General features: G+C 59.8%; 19 protein-coding genes. All 19 read right to left on the minus strand.

Annotated features, from left to right (window positions below):
* On the minus strand, window positions 1-833 hold an 833-nt coding region (locus BUA15_RS12420), incomplete at its 3' end, for a protein phosphatase CheZ (protein WP_072716316.1).
* A gap of 10 nt (window positions 834-843) precedes the next feature.
* Window positions 844-1,212, minus strand: a complete 369-nt coding sequence (locus BUA15_RS12425) for a chemotaxis response regulator CheY (protein WP_072716386.1) — start codon at window positions 1,210-1,212, stop codon at window positions 844-846.
* A 26-nt stretch (window positions 1,213-1,238) separates the two neighbouring features.
* Window positions 1,239-1,604: a response regulator gene (locus tag BUA15_RS12430; protein ID WP_072716317.1), complete on the minus strand. Its 366-nt coding sequence runs from the start codon at window positions 1,602-1,604 to the stop codon at window positions 1,239-1,241.
* Complete coding sequence (locus BUA15_RS12435) at window positions 1,597-2,490, minus strand: CheR family methyltransferase (protein ID WP_072716318.1); 894 nt, start codon at window positions 2,488-2,490, stop codon at window positions 1,597-1,599. Before BUA15_RS12435 ends, BUA15_RS12430 begins: the two co-directional genes overlap by 8 nt.
* A 16-nt stretch (window positions 2,491-2,506) precedes the next feature.
* Complete coding sequence (locus BUA15_RS12440) at window positions 2,507-3,772, minus strand: HEAT repeat domain-containing protein (RefSeq protein ID WP_072716319.1); 1,266 nt, start codon at window positions 3,770-3,772, stop codon at window positions 2,507-2,509.
* Between the two features lie 26 nt (window positions 3,773-3,798).
* Window positions 3,799-4,296 (minus strand): chemotaxis protein CheW, encoded by a 498-nt coding sequence (locus BUA15_RS12445; protein WP_072716320.1) that lies wholly within the window; start codon window positions 4,294-4,296, stop codon window positions 3,799-3,801.
* 157 nt (window positions 4,297-4,453) lie between these two features.
* On the minus strand, window positions 4,454-5,734 hold the full coding sequence (locus BUA15_RS12450) for a flagellar hook protein FlgE (RefSeq protein WP_072716321.1): 1,281 nt from the start codon (window positions 5,732-5,734) through the stop codon (window positions 4,454-4,456).
* Between the two features lie 108 nt (window positions 5,735-5,842).
* Complete coding sequence (locus tag BUA15_RS12455) at window positions 5,843-6,238, minus strand: TIGR02530 family flagellar biosynthesis protein (protein ID WP_072716322.1); 396 nt, start codon at window positions 6,236-6,238, stop codon at window positions 5,843-5,845.
* A gap of 26 nt (window positions 6,239-6,264) precedes the next feature.
* Window positions 6,265-6,957 carry a flagellar hook assembly protein FlgD gene (locus BUA15_RS12460; RefSeq protein ID WP_072716323.1) on the minus strand — a complete coding sequence of 231 codons (693 nt, stop codon included), beginning with the start codon at window positions 6,955-6,957 and terminating at the stop codon, window positions 6,265-6,267.
* A 12-nt stretch (window positions 6,958-6,969) separates the two neighbouring features.
* Window positions 6,970-8,955 carry a hypothetical protein gene (locus BUA15_RS13880; protein WP_245772042.1) on the minus strand — a complete coding sequence of 662 codons (1,986 nt, stop codon included), beginning with the start codon at window positions 8,953-8,955 and terminating at the stop codon, window positions 6,970-6,972.
* 13 nt (window positions 8,956-8,968) lie between these two features.
* Window positions 8,969-9,568 (minus strand): hypothetical protein, encoded by a 600-nt coding sequence (locus tag BUA15_RS12475; RefSeq protein ID WP_072716325.1) that lies wholly within the window; start codon window positions 9,566-9,568, stop codon window positions 8,969-8,971.
* A complete protein-coding gene (gene fliJ / locus BUA15_RS12480) occupies window positions 9,565-10,026 on the minus strand; it encodes a flagellar export protein FliJ (protein WP_072716326.1) in 462 nt (153 codons plus the stop codon). The genes BUA15_RS12475 and fliJ overlap by 4 nt, the downstream gene beginning before the upstream one ends.
* Window positions 10,027-10,094: 68 nt before the next feature.
* Window positions 10,095-11,450, minus strand: coding sequence for a FliI/YscN family ATPase (locus BUA15_RS12485; protein ID WP_072716327.1), 1,356 nt, complete (start codon window positions 11,448-11,450; stop codon window positions 10,095-10,097).
* Window positions 11,451-11,460: 10 nt separating this feature from the next.
* Complete coding sequence (locus tag BUA15_RS12490; protein ID WP_072716328.1) at window positions 11,461-12,387, minus strand: FliH/SctL family protein; 927 nt, start codon at window positions 12,385-12,387, stop codon at window positions 11,461-11,463.
* Between the two features lie 12 nt (window positions 12,388-12,399).
* Window positions 12,400-13,437, minus strand: a complete 1,038-nt coding sequence (gene fliG / locus BUA15_RS12495) for a flagellar motor switch protein FliG (RefSeq protein WP_072716329.1) — start codon at window positions 13,435-13,437, stop codon at window positions 12,400-12,402.
* A 17-nt stretch (window positions 13,438-13,454) separates the two neighbouring features.
* Window positions 13,455-15,053: a flagellar basal-body MS-ring/collar protein FliF gene (gene fliF / locus BUA15_RS12500; protein ID WP_072716330.1), complete on the minus strand. Its 1,599-nt coding sequence runs from the start codon at window positions 15,051-15,053 to the stop codon at window positions 13,455-13,457.
* 83 nt (window positions 15,054-15,136) lie between these two features.
* Complete coding sequence (fliE, locus tag BUA15_RS12505; RefSeq protein WP_072716331.1) at window positions 15,137-15,445, minus strand: flagellar hook-basal body complex protein FliE; 309 nt, start codon at window positions 15,443-15,445, stop codon at window positions 15,137-15,139.
* Between the two features lie 18 nt (window positions 15,446-15,463).
* Window positions 15,464-15,748, minus strand: coding sequence for a hypothetical protein (locus BUA15_RS12510; RefSeq protein WP_072716332.1), 285 nt, complete (start codon window positions 15,746-15,748; stop codon window positions 15,464-15,466).
* Window positions 15,749-15,752: 4 nt separating this feature from the next.
* Window positions 15,753-16,139: a hypothetical protein gene (locus tag BUA15_RS12515; RefSeq protein WP_245772043.1), complete on the minus strand. Its 387-nt coding sequence runs from the start codon at window positions 16,137-16,139 to the stop codon at window positions 15,753-15,755.
* Between the last annotated feature and the right edge of the window lies 1 nt (window position 16,140).

The raw sequence follows: 16,140 nt of genomic DNA on the forward strand, positions 1-16,140 counted from the left end.
TCGATTTCGTCCTGGGAGGCGGGTGTGCCGCCGCTATTGTTAAAGAGGGCATCGATTTCCTCCTGCGAGGCTGGGGTTGTTGCTGTTTCGTCAGAGGGAAGCGGTGCATTGTTTTGCAGGGCTTCCACCAGCGCGTCGACGCGTTCCTGGCGGGCGCCGTCTCGGTCGTAGCGTGCGTGTGGGTCGAACGTCCCTTCTGCGAAAAGCTGCTGGGACAGTTCCAGTCCATCCAGCACTTCGCCGCCCAGTCGCTGGATGAGCTGCGCCATGCGGTGCCGCACCGATTCGATCAGGTGGTTGACCGCGGCTAGCTGCTGAGCCGTAATATCCTGCACCTGCAGCGCCAGCATGATGCGGTTCATGCGATCCCGCAGCGAATCAATGAGTTGGTGCTGGCTTTCCAGCATGTTCTGCAGGGCGGTGTAGTGTTGCCGACGTTCTTCCAGGAGCGATTGGAGCTGCTCGTGCCAGCTTTCGGGCAGATGCTGCCACAGTTGATCTTCCTGGGTCTGGAGCGTCTGAAGTATTTCAGGAGCGGAGGCCCAGGATTTTTTGAACGCGTCCAGGTCGCTCAGCACCACGTCGATCAGGTCAAGGATCTCCGTGGTGGCCATTTCAGTGGCCTGCGTGACGCTTTTGAGTTGCGAGCTGGCCCGCGGCATCTTGCGGGTGCTCTCGGTCAGCGAGTCGTTGACTTCCGAAAGTAGCGGCGAGATTTCGCGCAGGAAATAGACAACTTCTTCAATGAAGGGAATGGCTCGCTGTCCGAGAATAAAGACCGCGCGCAGCTCGTTCAACTTAGAGAGCAGGTCCTGGATGTGATGGGTCGTCATGACAACCTCCTCAAGAAGTTTTCAGAATCAGATTGATTTTTTCACGCAGCACTTCTGGCGTGAAGGGCTTGACAATGTAGTTGTTAACGCGAGCCTGCATAGCGGCAATCACATCTTCTTTCATGCCGCGTGTGGTAACCATTAAAATGGGGAGATTCCCGAAGCGGGCATGGCTGCGGATGGCTTTGGTGAGCTCCAGCCCGTTCATATTAGGCATGTTCCAGTCGGTAATGACGAAGTCGATGGAGCCCTGTTCGAGCTTTTCCAGGGCGTCGGCACCATCACTGGCTTCAACCACGTCGGTATAGCCGATTTCACGCAGCGCATTGCAGACGATGCGCCGCATGGTGGGAGAATCATCAACAACCAGGAACGTCATGGCCTCACTCATAATTTTTGTTTTTATTAAGAGATAAATTTGGACACCTCATATTGCAGTCGTTGTGCGTCAAATGGTTTGGTAAGGTAGGCCTGCACGCCCAACTGCTGGCTCTGGCTGACCAGTTCGGCATCTTCCAGCGAAGACAGTACCAGGATCGGTATGTGGGCGTATTCTGGATCAGAGCGCAGCGCCTGCACCAGACCGATCCCGTCCAGCTTGGGCATGTTCAGGTCGGTGATGACCAGGTCGACGGGGACCTGGGCAATTTTTTCCAGTGCTTCCAGGCCGTCGCATGCGGTCAGCACCGTCAGACCTTGCGCCCGCAGAGCAAAAGCGACGAACTTGCGGGCGGTGCTGGAATCGTCGACGACCAGAACCGTTTTAGCCATGGCGACGCGTGTTGCTTTCAGAGGCTTCTGCTTCTTTGCGGTATACAATAGCCTTGCCAAAACGCACCGGCTGGAAGGCCTGGCTGATGCCGTAAAGGGTTTCGGAAAATCCGACAAAGAGGTAGCCGCCTGGTACCAGACTCCGATAGAAAGATTGGACCACGCGGCGTTTCATATTATCGTCGAAATAGATGAGAACATTAGCGCAAATGATTAAATCGAAATTGCGCATGGTGCTCATGGCGATCTCATCGGCCAGGTTGAGCACCTGAAATTTTACCATCTTCCGAATTTCGTCGCGGAGTTGATAGCGGTTGCCCTGTTGGATGAAATAGCGTTGCAGATATTCGGGCGGGACGTTGCGGACCGCATAGTCTCCGTAGAGGCCCTGCTGGGCCTGTTTGAGCACCTTTGTGTTGATGTCGGTGCCGATGATTTCGAAGCGGGCATTTGGATATCGAGGTTGGATGCGGTCGCGCAGGAAGATGGCCAGCGTGTAGGGTTCTTCGCCACTGGAGCATCCGGCGCTCCAGATGCGCACCTGGCGTTTGGTGCGTAGCCATTCGGGTAGGATGTGCCGCTCCAGCACTTCTAAATGGGCTGGAGCCCGAAAGAAGTAGGTTTCGTTGATGGTAATTGCATTGATCAGATGGCGAAATTCGTCGCGTCCCTGACCGTTTTGCAGCAGCCGCAGATAGGCCTGTCCGTTGGGCAGCCGGAGTTCATTCAGGCGGCGCCCTACGCGGCTTTCCAGCAGATAGCGCTTGTTATCCTGGAAGTAGAGACCGGTTTTTTCGTAGATCAGTTGGCGCAACTGCTGGAATTCGGCGTCCGAAAGTACGGTGTGATGTTGCGGGGTCAGGGGTAGGCGTGCCAGCAGGCTCATGACAGCATGGGGTTTTTCAGGGCTGGTAAGCAGAACTACGGCGAGCAGTGCAGAGCGCATCATCGGCATAGTGGCGCACGGCGGGATCGGGGTCCTGAAGCCCCTGCTGAACCAATCCGAGGAAAGCCGGATGTTGCAACTGGAGACTCAGTGTGATGGCTGCCATTTTGGTTTCGGCATCCAGGCTTTCGAAGTGAGCTTGCAGAAACTGGGCAGCCTGCGGGAGCTGCAGGTCGTCGAGGCATCCATGGGTCAGCAGTGCGATAGCGAACCCAGCAGCCGCATCGAGCGACATGCGTCCCGTTTCTGCGCAACGGGCCACGCAAGCAAACGCCTCGGGATGCGTGGAGATGGCTTCAAACAGCGCCAGGTCCAGCTCGTCGTGCTGACCGGCGTGTTCCAGCATTGCTTCGATTGTTTCAGCGTCGAGCATATGGCGCAATCCGCGCACGGCTGCCTTCTTGAAGCTCAGGTCGGGTTCCTGCAGCATCTCCAGGAGGTAAGGACGCAATTTTTCGGGCAGGGGCGGGACGGGCCCGGTGGCTGACTCATAGGCTTCAATGAGGTCGTGGAGCACCAGGGGTCGAGCTTCTGGAGGTGCCTTTTCGAGCTGACGCAGCAGCAGGTGAAGCACTTCGGGGAGGGGATAGTTTGAGAGGGCTTCAGAGGCAGCGTACTGGACCACCGGGTCTGGGTCGTTGAGGGCAGCTTCGATCAGTTGCAGGCCGCGGGCGTCCCGAAAGGCACCCAATGCTGCCAGAATGTGCGGTCGTTCAGCCGGGTAAAGCTGATAGCGTTCGCGCAGCACCGGAGCATACTGGGTGGCGCCCAGCGCAGCCAGCGCGTCGATGGCGGCCAGGCGCACGTTGGTGTCGGGGTCGTCCAACCGAGCCGCTATGCGGTCGGCTACGTCGGCGGCCGGAAGTTGCGCCAGTACGTCAATGGCGAACTTGCGCGTGTCCGCGTCGTCTGCGTCCACGTAAGGCAGGAGCACCTGCACCGATGGACGCCCGATGCGGACGAGCACTTCACCGGCCAGGTTACGTACTGGCAATTCGGAGTGCTGAATGAGGGGCACCACCGCCTGTGCTGCTTCCTCGGTGCCAATAGCAACCAGGTGTTCGGCGGCGGCTTCACGGATACCCGGGTCGGGGTCTTGCAGGCAATGGGCCGCCACCGGTATCGTTTCAGCGGGCGGATGTCCGGCCAGAAACTCGGTCAGTGCGTCCAGGCGAACGGCCGGATCCGGGTGCTGTAACCCTTCAGGCAGGACAATCGACATAGCGTTTGTCAGACGTTGGTGTGAGATCAGGAGGCTTCTGCTTCCGTGGCTTCCTGGAGCGGCTGCAGATGGTGCTTTTCTTCTTCGGAAAGGATGCGCTCCAGGTCCAGCAGGATGAGCAAGCGATCTTCCAGCTTGGCTACTCCCGTGATGTAGTGTGCGTCGATACCAATGGCCAGCTCTGGTGGAGGCTCGATGACACTGGGGTCGACGCGCAGCACCTCGCGCACGGCATCGACCATGAAGCCGACAATCTTGTCGCCTAGCTCTACCACAATGATGCGCGAGTTTTTGTCGCGCTCACGTTGGGGCAGGTTGAAACGCTTGCGCAGATCCACGACAGGAACAATGCGGCCGCGCAGGTTGATCACCCCTTCCACAAAGGCCGGGGCGTTTGGCACGCGCGTGATGTCGACCGGCCGAATGATTTCCTGCACGTTCAGGATGTCGACGCCAAACTCCTCGTTTTCGATTAAGAAACTTACCAGTTGAAGGAGCTGCGTACGGGAGGTCTGCTGCTGCATGACAGACAGTGGGTTAGATCCAACACAATTGCCTTTCGGCTACCATATCGACCAAAGACACCGCTTCTTTAGCAGGAAATGCAGGTGTTACGGGAAAAGAAAAAAGCGGTCTCCGGCCTGGTAAGACCGGAGACCGTCGGGAGGTTCACCTAACTGTTTATCGTTTGAGCTGAACGAGCTCCTGGAGCATTTCGTCGGAAGTAGTGATAATGCGGGCCGAAGCCTGGTAGCCGCGCTGCGTGACAATCATGTCAGTGAATTCGGTGGCCAGATCCACGTTGCTCATTTCCAGCGTGCCGGCCACGATGACTGTGCGGTTGAGTTCGGCTCCGGCTCGGCCCAGCGTCAGGTCACCGGAAGCGCTGGTCAGACTCCAGAGGTTGTCGCCTTCCTGTTGCAATCCGTTGGGGTTTTTGACAATGCCGAGGGCCAGTTGGAAGATTTTCTGCTGATGTCCATTGGAAAAGTTGAGTTCCACAATACCCTCCTGGTTAATGCTAAACCCAATCAGGGTACCGGGGGGGATGCCGTCTTGATCGCGCACTGAGACGGTGGTGGAGCCGGCAAATTGCGTAAGGGCATTTTCTTCGTCGGCAAAGTTCAAGGTGAACGTCTCAAAGGTGCCATCGCCATTGATGTCCCATTCAAATGTGGGAGCCAACGTACCGGTGTCAGGACTGGTAGTGGGGTCGCCGTCGAGATCAATGGTACCGTCACTGTTAAAGGTAATGGTACCGGTTTGAGGATTGTTGCTGCTGTCCAGAATCGGGTTATTGTTGGCGTCAAAGACCTGCCACTGCCATTCGTTGTTGTTGGTTTTCGTGAATTGAATGATGATAGACTGGGTGCGTCCCTGCGAGTCGTATACAATGGATGAAATTGTATAGGTGTCTCCTACAAGTGCTTCGGCGCTCAGGTTGCCGCGCACGTAGATGTTTTCTGTTCGCTTGGGAGGGGACGTGGCGCTCAGTGGAATGCGCACGTCTTCCAGTGAAACGGAACGAAGCTGATTGCCCTGCTCATCGAACGCCCAGCCCTGCACCTGCAGGCCGGTATTGGTGACCAGTTCGCCGAAGCGGTTGATCGTGAAGTTGCCGGCGCGGGTCAGGTAGATGCGGTCGCCTCCGCGGACGACAAAGAACCCATCGCCGTTGATGCCCAGGTCGGTGGCCACGCCGGTGTTTTCAAGAGCACCCTGGGCAAAGTTGACGTCAATCGAGCCAACAGCTACGCCCAGGCCTACATAGGCCGGATTGATGCCGCGGCCGCCGGCAGTGCGGCCGACGCCCAGCAGCGTCTGGCCCAGTAGTTCATTAAAAGCAGCGCGGCCGCGTTTGAAGGCGGTTGTATTGACGTTAGCAATGTTGTTAGAGATGACGTCCATGCGAATCTGATGGCTCTTCAGTCCGGAGACGCCGGTGCGAAGCGAACGAATCATGGCTGTTTCCTGGTTTGGTTGAACGTGGCAAGCTGCAGCGTCGGTCGATCGGCTGCAGCGACCGGCATCCCGTGTCGCTAAGACGTGGGGCCTGCCGGTGATGCTTGCTCAGGAATTCAGGATATACGCACTGTCAATCTGGGTAAAAATCCGCTGGTGCATTTCCTGGCGGCTGAGGGCGGTCACCACAGTACGGTTCGTGACGCTGACAATGAAGGCGGCCTCGGAATGCAGCACCAGCGCTTCCCGGGCTCCTTTAGCGGACAGCTCCTGCACCGCTTCGGTGAGCTGCCGGGCCAACAGGGCATCGAAGGCGATGCCCCGTTGCGCCATGCGCTGGCGCGCATGAGCCGAAAGGCGCAGGCCTTCCTCAGCCGACTGCACCTGGCGCAACACCTCAGCAAAGGACGTTGCAGGCGGATCGTGCGTGCGTGGCGTCTGCGACGGAGGACCCGTCGCGCCCGGTATGGGCTGCACGCGCGCTGCCAGATCTTGTACTTTCATCGTACTACAGGTATTTATACTACTGGTTATTCAGATTCCACGCCACGGACGGCCTGCATAGGCACCGAACGATCTCCAATCCAGAGTAGAATGCCTTCTGGACCAAACGTGACGCGGGTAACGCGCCCGCGCACAAAGGAACGGGCGGTTACCGTATCCCCGTTGGCATCGGTAGCAAGCACTTCAATGGTGTACGTGCCGGCTGGAAGTAACTCGCCGGCATCATTGCGTCCGTCCCATTCCACCGCATGTTCACCGGCAGTGCGAGAACCCAGGTAGAGGGTGCGGACAACTTCACCCGCTTCGTTTCGAATTTGAATGCTAACCTGACGCGCTGCGTCGCCCAGTTCGATGCGGAAGGGGACGGTATCCTTGCCACTCCAGGTAAGCTGATTGCCTTCGGCCTCGATAACTTTACCGACCAGGCTGGCTGCTACACTGTTGTGAATACCCTGGGCCAGGGCATTGTAGGCATCGGTCTGAGCCGTCAGCGTTTCGTTGATTCCAATAAGCTGTTCGACGGTAGTAAACTGGGCAAGCTGGGCAGCAAATTCGCGGCTATCGAGTGGGTTAATGGGATCCTGGTAGCGAAGCTGGGTAACCAGCAGGCGTAAGAAAGCCTCTCGGTCTAATTCCTGGGAGGGTGGAGACGGCGCACCGGGTGTGCCCTGCAGCGCCTGCTGGCGAATTTCGTCAATGGGAGCAATCAGCGAAGGCATGGTTTCCAAAGTTTAGCCAATCCATTCATGACGACTTCCGGGACGAACTACCCGGGGGCGGGGGGATTCGACCGGAGCAGAAGCGGACGCATCTGAACCCGAAGCAAGGGGCGTACCATGTGCAGATCTATGGGCAAAAGCTTGCTGCTGACCTCGCTGTTCGCCTCCGCCGGCAAGTGAGAACTGCACAGCGGTTTGATAATGGGCCTGCAGCGCTTCCTGGATGCGGTCGGCATGCGCCGCAACCAGGGCGCGAAGTTGGGGATCGCTGAGCTGGACCGACACAGCCACATGGTCGGGATGGCGTCGCGTTTCGACCCGCAAGACGCCTTCCCCATCGGCCAACTCGACCTCTAATATCTGGCCATCGAAATGCTGGCGGATGCGCTCGGCGTAGTTCAGGGCCATCTGGAACCAGGTAGCCGTGCGAATGGCCCGGGGCAGCGCTTCAGGCCGCGCAGGAGCATCTGGGGAGGGAGAAGTTAGCGGGCGGCCGGTTTCATCAGGAGCTGACAGGAAGTCGGCCGGCTCAACGGCTGTGTCTATATCGGCATCGGCTTTTTTATGGCCAGCCATCGGGATACGCTCCGAAGGCTTCTGGTCTATTCCGAAGGGGGAAGGTTGTGCCGATGCTTCGGTAGATTTTGCCAGCGAAACATTTCGGGTAGCGTGGTCGGTGGAAGAACGGGAAGACAGGGAGGCCGGGGAAACTGCCTGGCTTGTGGCTGACTGAGACGTCTGTTCTGGCCTCATATCAAACGGTTGCGTGGTCTGAGAAGCAGGCGACCGAAGGCGCTGCGCGTCGATTGGCGTAGTGGGGCGCTCCGAGACATTGGTTGAGCTCGAAGGGTGGTCGGGCATCTCCTCGGAAGGGGGGGCCGATCGATGGAAGCCTCGGACATGGAAGAGGACGGTAGCCGCTAAGGGGGAGGGAGAAGCGTTGTTAGCCGAGCGATTGCCCGGATGCTGGACCTCCGGGGGGGCTGCTGAGGGGACAACAGATGGAGGAGAAGGGGGCTGAAGAGCCGATGTTGTCGAGGCTGCCGGCTGTTCGTTCAGAATAGGCTGCGGGGAGGTATGTTCTGGTTGAGCAGGAAGTGAGGAAAGGGGAGCAGGGCGCGTCCGGGGCGTTAGGGATTCAGCCCCTACGGGAGGAGTAGCAGGGGATTCGGCGAGGGGCGAGGGCTGGGTAAGGTTAGAAGATGCCGGAAGATGGGGAGCCGGTTCAGCAGACTGCGGCAGCGAATGAGCCGCTGTGCGATCTGGCATTGGGGGGGCGGAAGGTGTCGAAGGGGATGCCGAACGCTCAGGCGCGGAAGCGAGCGATTCGGCAATCTCGGGGCTTGTCCCATGAGGCTGCTGCGGAATGGAAGGACGCCGGCTGGTCGGGGCAGACTCATCAATAGAGGGCGGATGCGCCGCGTCTGGGTTGGACGAAAGGGCCAGCGCAGCGTCTTCTGGCTGGGCTGCTACGTCCGGGGCTATCTCGGACGCGTTAGCCGAGTCGGGGAGGATGGGGGATGCTGGCCGCGTAGCAGAGGCAGCAGTCGCGTCGGCTTCAGGGATGGGCAAGCCCGCGGTTGCTGCTGGCTTGCTCTGCTGGACATCGGCGGAAGGCGGCGAGGGAGCGCTGGTATTGGCTTCCAGGATTATCTGAGGACCAGTGAGGGCCACTGGTGGCGTCCATGCTGCCGCAGAGGCAGGCAACGCATCCGCCGGATCTTGATCGGAGGCAGGTGCCTCTCCGGAAGGGAGAACAGGGGAGGGACTTGCCTCTTCCGGCATAGAAGCGGGGGGTGTTGGCGGAGAGGGCGAACCCGGCTCCTGGTGGGAGGCAAAAGAGACCGATTGACTTTTTTCGATTTCAGGGGTAAAGAACAAGCTGAGTGCTGCTTCCAGCAGGCGTGCAAAGCGGCGATGCAGGCTACCGGAAGCGGATTCGGCAGGATGCTGCTGCGGAGAGTCTGACGCAGAGGGTAATAGCGGCAGGAGGTTCATGGCCAACTGCGGGTTAAGGTGACTGGCTTCCAGCCGACGTTAGCGCGGGCTCCTGAGAGCCGCCGGGTTTTTGCATGAGTCGTCTGACCAGGCGGGCAGCTTGGTCGGGGGGCAGCGATTGCAACAGGAGGGTGCGGCCTCGTCCCTGGGTTTCCAGATACAACAGATCCAGGATTTCGGGTGGGAGCTGGCTGAGCAGGGCACGTCGCTGGTCGTCCTCAAGGCGGGTAATGGTGGCAGCCAGCTCTTTTGCTTTGGCGCGTTGTGTTTCGAGCGAACTCAACCGCTGCTGCACCTGCTGCAGTTGCTGCTGGAGTTGCTGCAGCGTCTGGTGAACATGGGTGAGCTGCTGGTGCAAGATCCGGATTGAGTCGCGCAGTTGATGGAGGGTATCCCGCGTAGCTGTCAGGGAATCAATGAACAGGGCTACGGGGTCAAAAACCAGCGAGTCGGCCTGGATGGAGTCGCCTTCGGCGACTGCGCGCAGGCTGTCAAGCTGCTGTTGCACCTGCTGAACGCGCTGGGGGGCTATGTAGGGCATGGCGAAGTACATCCCTACCAGCCCGATCAGGAAGGATACCAGCGCCAGCAATAAGCGAAGCACGAGTTTCATGGCGCACGTTGCTGCAGCTTACGAACGTAGGCTCCTGTAGCCTGCTCGTCGATCCAGGCACGTTCGGCCGCGGCTTCGGCTTCCAGGTGGCGGGCGTATTGCCGCTCGCGCAGGCGTTCGAGTGATTCTTCCGCCTGGCGTCGTTCCAACACCAGCGCTCGGGCTTCGGCCTCCTGCTGCTGGAGCTGCGCAAGCTGCTGCTCCAGAAGACGGAGTTGTTGCTGCGCTTTCATCCAGTAGGCTTCCTGGCGACGCAGCCAGACCGGATCAACGGAAGATTGCTGGGCAGCCAGTTGCTGCTGCAGTTGTTCTAGTTTCTGGCGCGCTGCGTGGATGTGCTTTTCCAGTTTTTGCCGCTCTTGCTGCAATCGAATCAGGGCCTCTACAGCTTGTTCGGTTTGATGCTGCCGAAGACGCAGCACGCTTTGCAGGGAAAAGCGGAATTTCTTGCCGGGCATAGGACGCTATGGGGTACTACACAAAGGTTGCAGCGGGTATTGATGGTAGATGCAAAAGGTCGGCCAATTCATGAAGAGCGGTCAGGGGAAGGCAGGTTGCGTAGGATAGTGGCCAGTTGCTCCACAGGGTTTTCGGCCACTTCATCGACGCCCTGCCTCAGGAAGGCCATGAGCGCTTCGTGGGCCAGGATAGCGCGGTCGATTTCGGGACGCGTACCCGTCTCGTAAGCGCCTACGCGGATCAGGTCTTCGGCTTCTTGATAGGTAGCCAGCAGGCGGCGGGCTTCTTCGACCAGGGCGCGGTGTTCGGGCGTCGTAACGCGTGGCATAACGCGGCTGACGCTCTGCAACACGTCGATTGCCGGAAAGTGGTTGGCATGGGCAAGACGCCGGGAAAGCACAATATGGCCGTCAAGGATGCCGCGGACGGCATCGCCAATTGGATCGTTCATGTCGTCGGCATCAACCAGCACGGTAAAGATTCCTGTGATGGTGCCGCGCTCACCAGGACCGGCTCGCTCCAGCAGCCGGGGTAGCATGGCAAAGACGCTGGGCGTATAGCCCCGGGTGGTGGGAGGTTCGCCGACGGCCAGCCCAATTTCGCGCTGTGCCATCGCAACCCGTGTGATAGAGTCCATCATGAGGAGGACATCAAGGCCGCGGTCGCGGAAGTACTCGGCGATCGCCATGGCTACGCTGGCGCCTTTGACCCGGCTCATGGCTGCCTGGTCGCCGGTGACAGCTACCACGACGGAGCGTTTGAGTCCTTCAGGGCCCAGGTTGTCGGCAATGAATTCCTGCACTTCGCGGCCGCGCTCTCCGATAAGGGCAATAACGTTGACGTCGGCCCGGGCGCGCCGGGCGATCATGCCCAGCAGCGTACTTTTGCCAACCCCTGAGCCGGCAAAAATGCCGATGCGTTGCCCGCGTCCCAGCGTTAGAAAGGCGTCGATGGCACGGATACCGGTAAACAGCGGCGTATCGATCATGCGCCGCGTCAGCGGAGGGGGAGGATCGTTGCGAACGGGTTGTTCGTCGGTAACCGTAAGTGGGCCTTTCCCATCGATAGGACGACCGTTGGCATCTACCACGCGGCCCAGCATGGCTTCGCCGACACGGATGGTCAGGGGCAGGGCGGAGGGTTCTACCAGATAGCCAGCGCGCAGTCCCCGCGTCTCTTCAAGCGGCATCAGAATGGTTGTATGGCCGCGCAGTCCTACAACTTCGGCCTTAAAGCGTCGCGCGTCGGGTTGCTGCCCTTCATGAATGTAACAGAGTTCCCCGACGGCCGCCGGCAGCTCAGAGGCTTCGATCAGCAGCCCCACTACGCTCTGCACCTTGCCGAAGTGGAGCGGACGAGGCGGGTGCTGACGCACCTGTTGCAGACAGTGGGCGACGAACGAGTCGGCAGGGGATGCCGGCATGGCTGGCGGTTTAGGCATGGTCCGAAGGCGGTGCGGCATCGGTGGTATGGGACGCCTCAGGATTGGACGTCTCGGGCGATGGCGTAATCCCGAGCCGTTGCCGTAACCGTTGCAGCATTTCCTGGCGGATCCGGCGTTGCATGGCAGTGGGAGTCTGAACGATCCAGTCGCCTTCGTGCAGGCCGGGGTTAAGGTCCCAGTGCAGGTCGGGATGGCGGTTTTCTAACTGGGCGACGATCCCTTGCTCTTGCAGGCGCAAGAAATCGACCGGATGCAGGGAAATTTCCAGCGGAGCGGACCGGGCCAGTTGTTCAACGGCTTCTGTCAGCATGCGCGCGGAAACACCTTTGAGACTTTCCGGTAGGGGTGCGTCCAGAAGGGCTTCGGCTACTTCGATGGCCAGTTCAACGAGCATAGGTTCTAGCTGGCGGGTGTAGTCGGCCCAGGCCTGGCGGAGTCGTTCTAGCTCGCGCGCAAGCTGTTCCTGGAGGGCCTGCAGGCGGGGCGCCCATTCTGCTTCGGCAGCAGCGCGGCCGGCTGCTTCGCCTTCGGCGCGGGCCTGGCGGATGGCTTCGGCGAGGCGCTCCTGCCATTCCGCTTCGATGGCAGCCCGCAGGGCCGCCTCATCCACAGAAGGAGTCTCGGGCTCGTCAGAAGAATCTGAAGGCTCGGGATCCAGGCGCCACACGTCATCCGCTTGCGTCCAGATTTCCTGAGAGAGTTCAATAGGCTGCGCCTGAAGCGCCTGGGCTCGCCGCAGTAATCCGCGATAGCGAAATGCTGCTGCTTCGGTTTCGTCGGACGTCGAAGGTTGCACCTGGCTTCGTTGGAGGCGGGGAGGAGGTCGCCGTTCTGGTTCCTCCGGCATAGCTGGTGCCGGGGGAGGGCCGGATTGCTGCGTTAAGAAATCAGCCAGGGATAGAATGCGGCGTCTCATGACGCTTCAGGGTTAGATAACCAGTTCTTGACTGTTGCGCGAGAGCGTAATTTCCTCTTGCTCTTCCAGGCGCTGGGCGGTTTCGAGAATTCGCCGCTGCGCTTCGTCGACGTCGCGCACGCGCACCGGTCCCATCAGTTCGAGCTCTTCTTGAATCATCTGAGCAGCGCGTTCGCTGACGTTGCGCAGAATCTTTTCTTTGAGTTCGCCCGAGGCGGCTTTGAGCGCCAGGGCAATATCTTTTTGATCGACTTCGGTCAGCAGTCGCTGCATGTCCCGGTCGCTGATGTGGACCAGATCGTCGAAGGTGAACATAAGCGCCTTGACCGAGGTGGCCAGCTCGGGATCGCGTTCGCGCAGCGACTCCAGCACAGCGCGTTCCACGGTGCGGCTGCAACTGTTGAGGATTTCGGCCACTTTTTCGATGCCGCCCGAGGCGCTCAGCTCGGCTCCAAAGACAGAACTGATATGTTGCCGGATGACGTCTTCGATGTCGCGCAGCAGTTCGGGAGAGGTTTTGCCCATGGTAGCCAGCCGATACATGATCTCGGTGCGTAGCTCCTCAGGCAGGTTGGCAATGATATCGGCGGCTTTGCGGGCGTTCAGGTGGGCCAGGATAAGTGCGGCCGTCTGCGGATGCTCGTTCTGGATGAAGTTGACCAACTGGGTTGTTTCGACAGTTTGCAGCAGGTGGAAGGCTGAGACTTCCATGGCCGCTTCGACGCGCATGAGGATTTCTTCGGCCCGCCGGGGGCCCAGCGCCGCTTCGAGGGCCTCACGCGCAAACTGAAGGCCGCCCTGCGCGATATAGTCGTGGGCCATGGCAGAGTCGCGGTAGTCGAGCAGGACCGCTTCGACGACGTCGCCGCTGACGTTACGCATGCGCGCGATTTCAATAGAGATTCGTTCGACCTCATCGTCGCGCAGGTGCTTGAGCACTTTGCTGGCAGCTTGCGTGCCCATGGCGATAAGGAGTACGGCAGCCTTCTGGGCGCCGGTCATGTTGTGCTGCGTCAGCTCCGGGACGTCCTGCTTCTGGGCATCGGCCATGGCTCTTCATCTGTTTGTTAGTCCTGCATATCGGCTACCAGCCAGCTTCGGATAATTTCGGCCGCTTCTTCGGGTTTTTCGTTGACCTGCTTCTGGACCTCTTCGAAGAGGATGTGTTTGGCCTTCAAGCGCGCTTTGGCTTCGGCCGAGAGACGGCTGGTGTAGATGTCGTCGATCAGGACCAGCTCGTCGCCGGATTCGCCGGCCTGCAATCCTGGCACCGATTGGCCAGGCAACTGCCCGGACGCTCCCTCGGGGGTTCCGAGCATCCCATGGTCACGGTCTACCCGACCAATGAGCACCTGCGTGTCGCCCGCCAGTTCGCTCATGCGGCGGACCACGGCGCGTAGCAGCCATGCCGCCAGGCCCAGTGCCAGCACCATGAGGCCGTAGCGGAGATACAGGTTGATCTGTTCCTGGCGGCGTTGTTCGCGGAGCTCCTGCGCAATCTGATCATCGATTTGCGTGTCGAAGCGCGTCTGATGGATGGCAAAACGGTCGCCGCGTTCTGGCCGAAACCCGACAGCGTTTTTCACCAGCTCTTCAATCTGCTGCAACTCCTCCGGTGTGTATGGGCGTGGTTGCGGGGTACCGTCTTCGCCGGGCTCAAAACGCTGGTTAAGGATAACGGAGACGGTCAGGTATTCGATGTCGCCGCCGCTTTGCTGGATGCGCTCAACGGTTCGGCTTAGTTCATAATTGCGCACCATGGAGCTGGCCGAAGAGCCTTCGCCACCGGTGCCGGCTTCTTCCAATCGTTCTTCGCTGATGACGGTGGCACTTTCTGGATCAATGAGCTGACGTTCGGTGAAGGTCTGGTCGAAGTTGAGCGTCGCCGAGACGCGCACAATGGCATTGCCGGGGCCCAGCACGCGATCCAGCATGGACTGGCCTTTTTCGGTGAGGTGGGCTTCGAGCGCCTGGCGTAGCTTGAGCTGGGTGCTACTGAGCGTTAGCTCAGGATTGCCAGCGTCTGGATTAGAGAGCAGGTTGCCGCGGGCGTCCAGGACCGTTACGTTAGCCGGGTCCAGCCCCTCCACCGCACCGGCTACCAGGGCCGTAATGCCGTCGATTTGCTCTTCGGTCAGCCGTGCGCCGCTTTTCAGGGAAAGGAGCACCGAAGCACTGGGGGCCACCTGCGTTTCGCGGAAGGGGCTTCGCTCGGGCAGGACCAGATGTACTTTGGCCAGCTCGACCTGCTGGAGGCTCATGATCGTGCGGGCCAGCTCGCCTTCCAGCGCGCGCTTGTAATTCAGCCGCTGCATAAAGTCGGTCATGCCCAGTGTATTGCGATCAAACAGCTCATAGCCGACGGGGCCATCGCTGACCAGCCCTTCACCGGCAAAGCGCAATCGCAGCTCATAGACGCGGTCGCGCGGTACCCAGATGGCGGTACCTCCTTCTTTAAGCTGGTAGGGGATGTTTTCTTCTTGAAGCGTTTCGACGATCCGACTGGCATCGGATGGGGCAAGACCACCGAACAGCAGGGCATACTCTGGACGACCGGCCCAGTAGGCAATGCCCAGCAGCAGTACAATACTGCCAAGGGTGACAGCACCCAGTGCCAGCCGCTGGCCGGGGGTGAGCTGGCTCAGGAACTGCTTGAGTTGGTCCATGCTTTTGTACTACTCCCTGAAGACTAACTACTTCACACTATGGGGCAGCGTTGTTGGGGGGGCCAGCGTGTGGCCGGGCGCGATTAAATCTGCGTGCGCATGAGTTCCTGGTAGGTTTCCAGCAAGCGGTTTCGCACTTCCGTCATGAGCTGAAAGTAGAGGCGCGCCTGATTCATCGAGATCATTACTTCATGCAGGTTTTCCTGCTCGCCGGCGATAAAGGCTTCGACCTGTTCGTCGGCAATTTTCTGGGCACGGTCTACTTCCTGAATGGCCTGGGCCAAGGTATCGGCGAAGCCGCCGTCAACGGTTTCGCGGGTACGTGGCGTAGGTAACCGTCGCTCGTCACCACCGGTCAGTTGCTGCAGGCGCTGTAATTCAGCCACGTTCATGGCGGAAGCTGCAGGTTGTTAGCCTTTGACGTCCAGTTGCATCCCGAGCCCTCCGGGTTGCAGCGTCTGCAGAGAGCGGTTGGGGCCGTACAGGCGCAGCGTCATTTTTTCGGAAGGGGGAAAGTGGCGTTGAATCCAGGCCCACTCGTCCCGCGTCACGCCTTCAGGCCGAGTTTCCTGAGGCGCGGAGGGCGCGGGCTGCGCCTTGGAACGCGGCGGCGATGGCGAAGCATCCGGGCGTTGGGCCGCGTTCGGCTCTGGCGTTTTCAAAAAGGAAGGCCAGCTGGGAATGCGCAGGTTCATAGTGCTACGTGGTAATCAGCGGGACATTTGGAACAAGGTGAGGGAAAGCAAACAGGTCGTAATCCTGCACAAAACGAGCGAGTGCAGGAGGGAAGAAAACAAGGTAGCGTCCGGCGCGGCGTTCGTAGCGGGTGCCCCAGACTCGGGCGACCCGACGGGCGGCGTCCCGTGATTTGTAGGCAACGCCGCACCGTCCTACAAGGCCTCCCAGCGCCTGTGCCAGAGGACAGCGCTGCGCGTGGCGGGGTTGTCCAACAGGTAGCTGCGTGAGCGGCGTTTTGCCCAGTGCCCGTCGGGCCAGGTTTACCTGGCGGAGCACGGTGGTCTCACGCGGACGCAGCCACCGAAGTAGCCAGTAGGCAAGGCGGCTGGGAGTCTGGTGCGCCATCATT

Origin of the sequence: Rhodothermus profundi (assembly GCF_900142415.1) — a bacterium.
Taxonomy (GTDB): Bacteria; Bacteroidota; Rhodothermia; order Rhodothermales; family Rhodothermaceae; genus Rhodothermus; species Rhodothermus profundi.

What these genes read in the sequence shown, in the direction of transcription:
- BUA15_RS12450 (WP_072716321.1), bottom strand. Translation starts at nt 5,734, where the DNA reads ATGATTCGTTCGCTTCGCACCGGCGTCTCCGGACTGAAGAGCCATCAG.
- BUA15_RS12475 (WP_072716325.1), bottom strand. Translation starts at nt 9,568, where the DNA reads ATGAAACTCGTGCTTCGCTTATTGCTGGCGCTGGTATCCTTCCTGATC.
- BUA15_RS12440 (WP_072716319.1), bottom strand. Translation starts at nt 3,772, where the DNA reads ATGTCGATTGTCCTGCCTGAAGGGTTACAGCACCCGGATCCGGCCGTT.
- BUA15_RS12510 (WP_072716332.1), bottom strand. Translation starts at nt 15,748, where the DNA reads ATGAACCTGCGCATTCCCAGCTGGCCTTCCTTTTTGAAAACGCCAGAG.
- BUA15_RS12430 (WP_072716317.1), bottom strand. Translation starts at nt 1,604, where the DNA reads ATGGCTAAAACGGTTCTGGTCGTCGACGATTCCAGCACCGCCCGCAAG.
- BUA15_RS12490 (WP_072716328.1), bottom strand. Translation starts at nt 12,387, where the DNA reads ATGAGACGCCGCATTCTATCCCTGGCTGATTTCTTAACGCAGCAATCC.
- BUA15_RS12460 (WP_072716323.1), bottom strand. Translation starts at nt 6,957, where the DNA reads ATGCCTTCGCTGATTGCTCCCATTGACGAAATTCGCCAGCAGGCGCTG.
- BUA15_RS12445 (WP_072716320.1), bottom strand. Translation starts at nt 4,296, where the DNA reads ATGCAGCAGCAGACCTCCCGTACGCAGCTCCTTCAACTGGTAAGTTTC.
- BUA15_RS12425 (WP_072716386.1), bottom strand. Translation starts at nt 1,212, where the DNA reads ATGACGTTCCTGGTTGTTGATGATTCTCCCACCATGCGGCGCATCGTC.
- BUA15_RS12485 (WP_072716327.1), bottom strand. Translation starts at nt 11,450, where the DNA reads ATGCCGGCATCCCCTGCCGACTCGTTCGTCGCCCACTGTCTGCAACAG.
- fliJ (WP_072716326.1), bottom strand. Translation starts at nt 10,026, where the DNA reads ATGCCCGGCAAGAAATTCCGCTTTTCCCTGCAAAGCGTGCTGCGTCTT.
- BUA15_RS12435 (WP_072716318.1), bottom strand. Translation starts at nt 2,490, where the DNA reads ATGAGCCTGCTGGCACGCCTACCCCTGACCCCGCAACATCACACCGTA.
- fliE (WP_072716331.1), bottom strand. Translation starts at nt 15,445, where the DNA reads ATGAACGTGGCTGAATTACAGCGCCTGCAGCAACTGACCGGTGGTGAC.
- fliG (WP_072716329.1), bottom strand. Translation starts at nt 13,437, where the DNA reads ATGGCCGATGCCCAGAAGCAGGACGTCCCGGAGCTGACGCAGCACAAC.
- BUA15_RS12455 (WP_072716322.1), bottom strand. Translation starts at nt 6,238, where the DNA reads ATGAAAGTACAAGATCTGGCAGCGCGCGTGCAGCCCATACCGGGCGCG.
- BUA15_RS13880 (WP_245772042.1), bottom strand. Translation starts at nt 8,955, where the DNA reads ATGAACCTCCTGCCGCTATTACCCTCTGCGTCAGACTCTCCGCAGCAG.
- BUA15_RS12515 (WP_245772043.1), bottom strand. Translation starts at nt 16,139, where the DNA reads ATGATGGCGCACCAGACTCCCAGCCGCCTTGCCTACTGGCTACTTCGG.
- fliF (WP_072716330.1), bottom strand. Translation starts at nt 15,053, where the DNA reads ATGGACCAACTCAAGCAGTTCCTGAGCCAGCTCACCCCCGGCCAGCGG.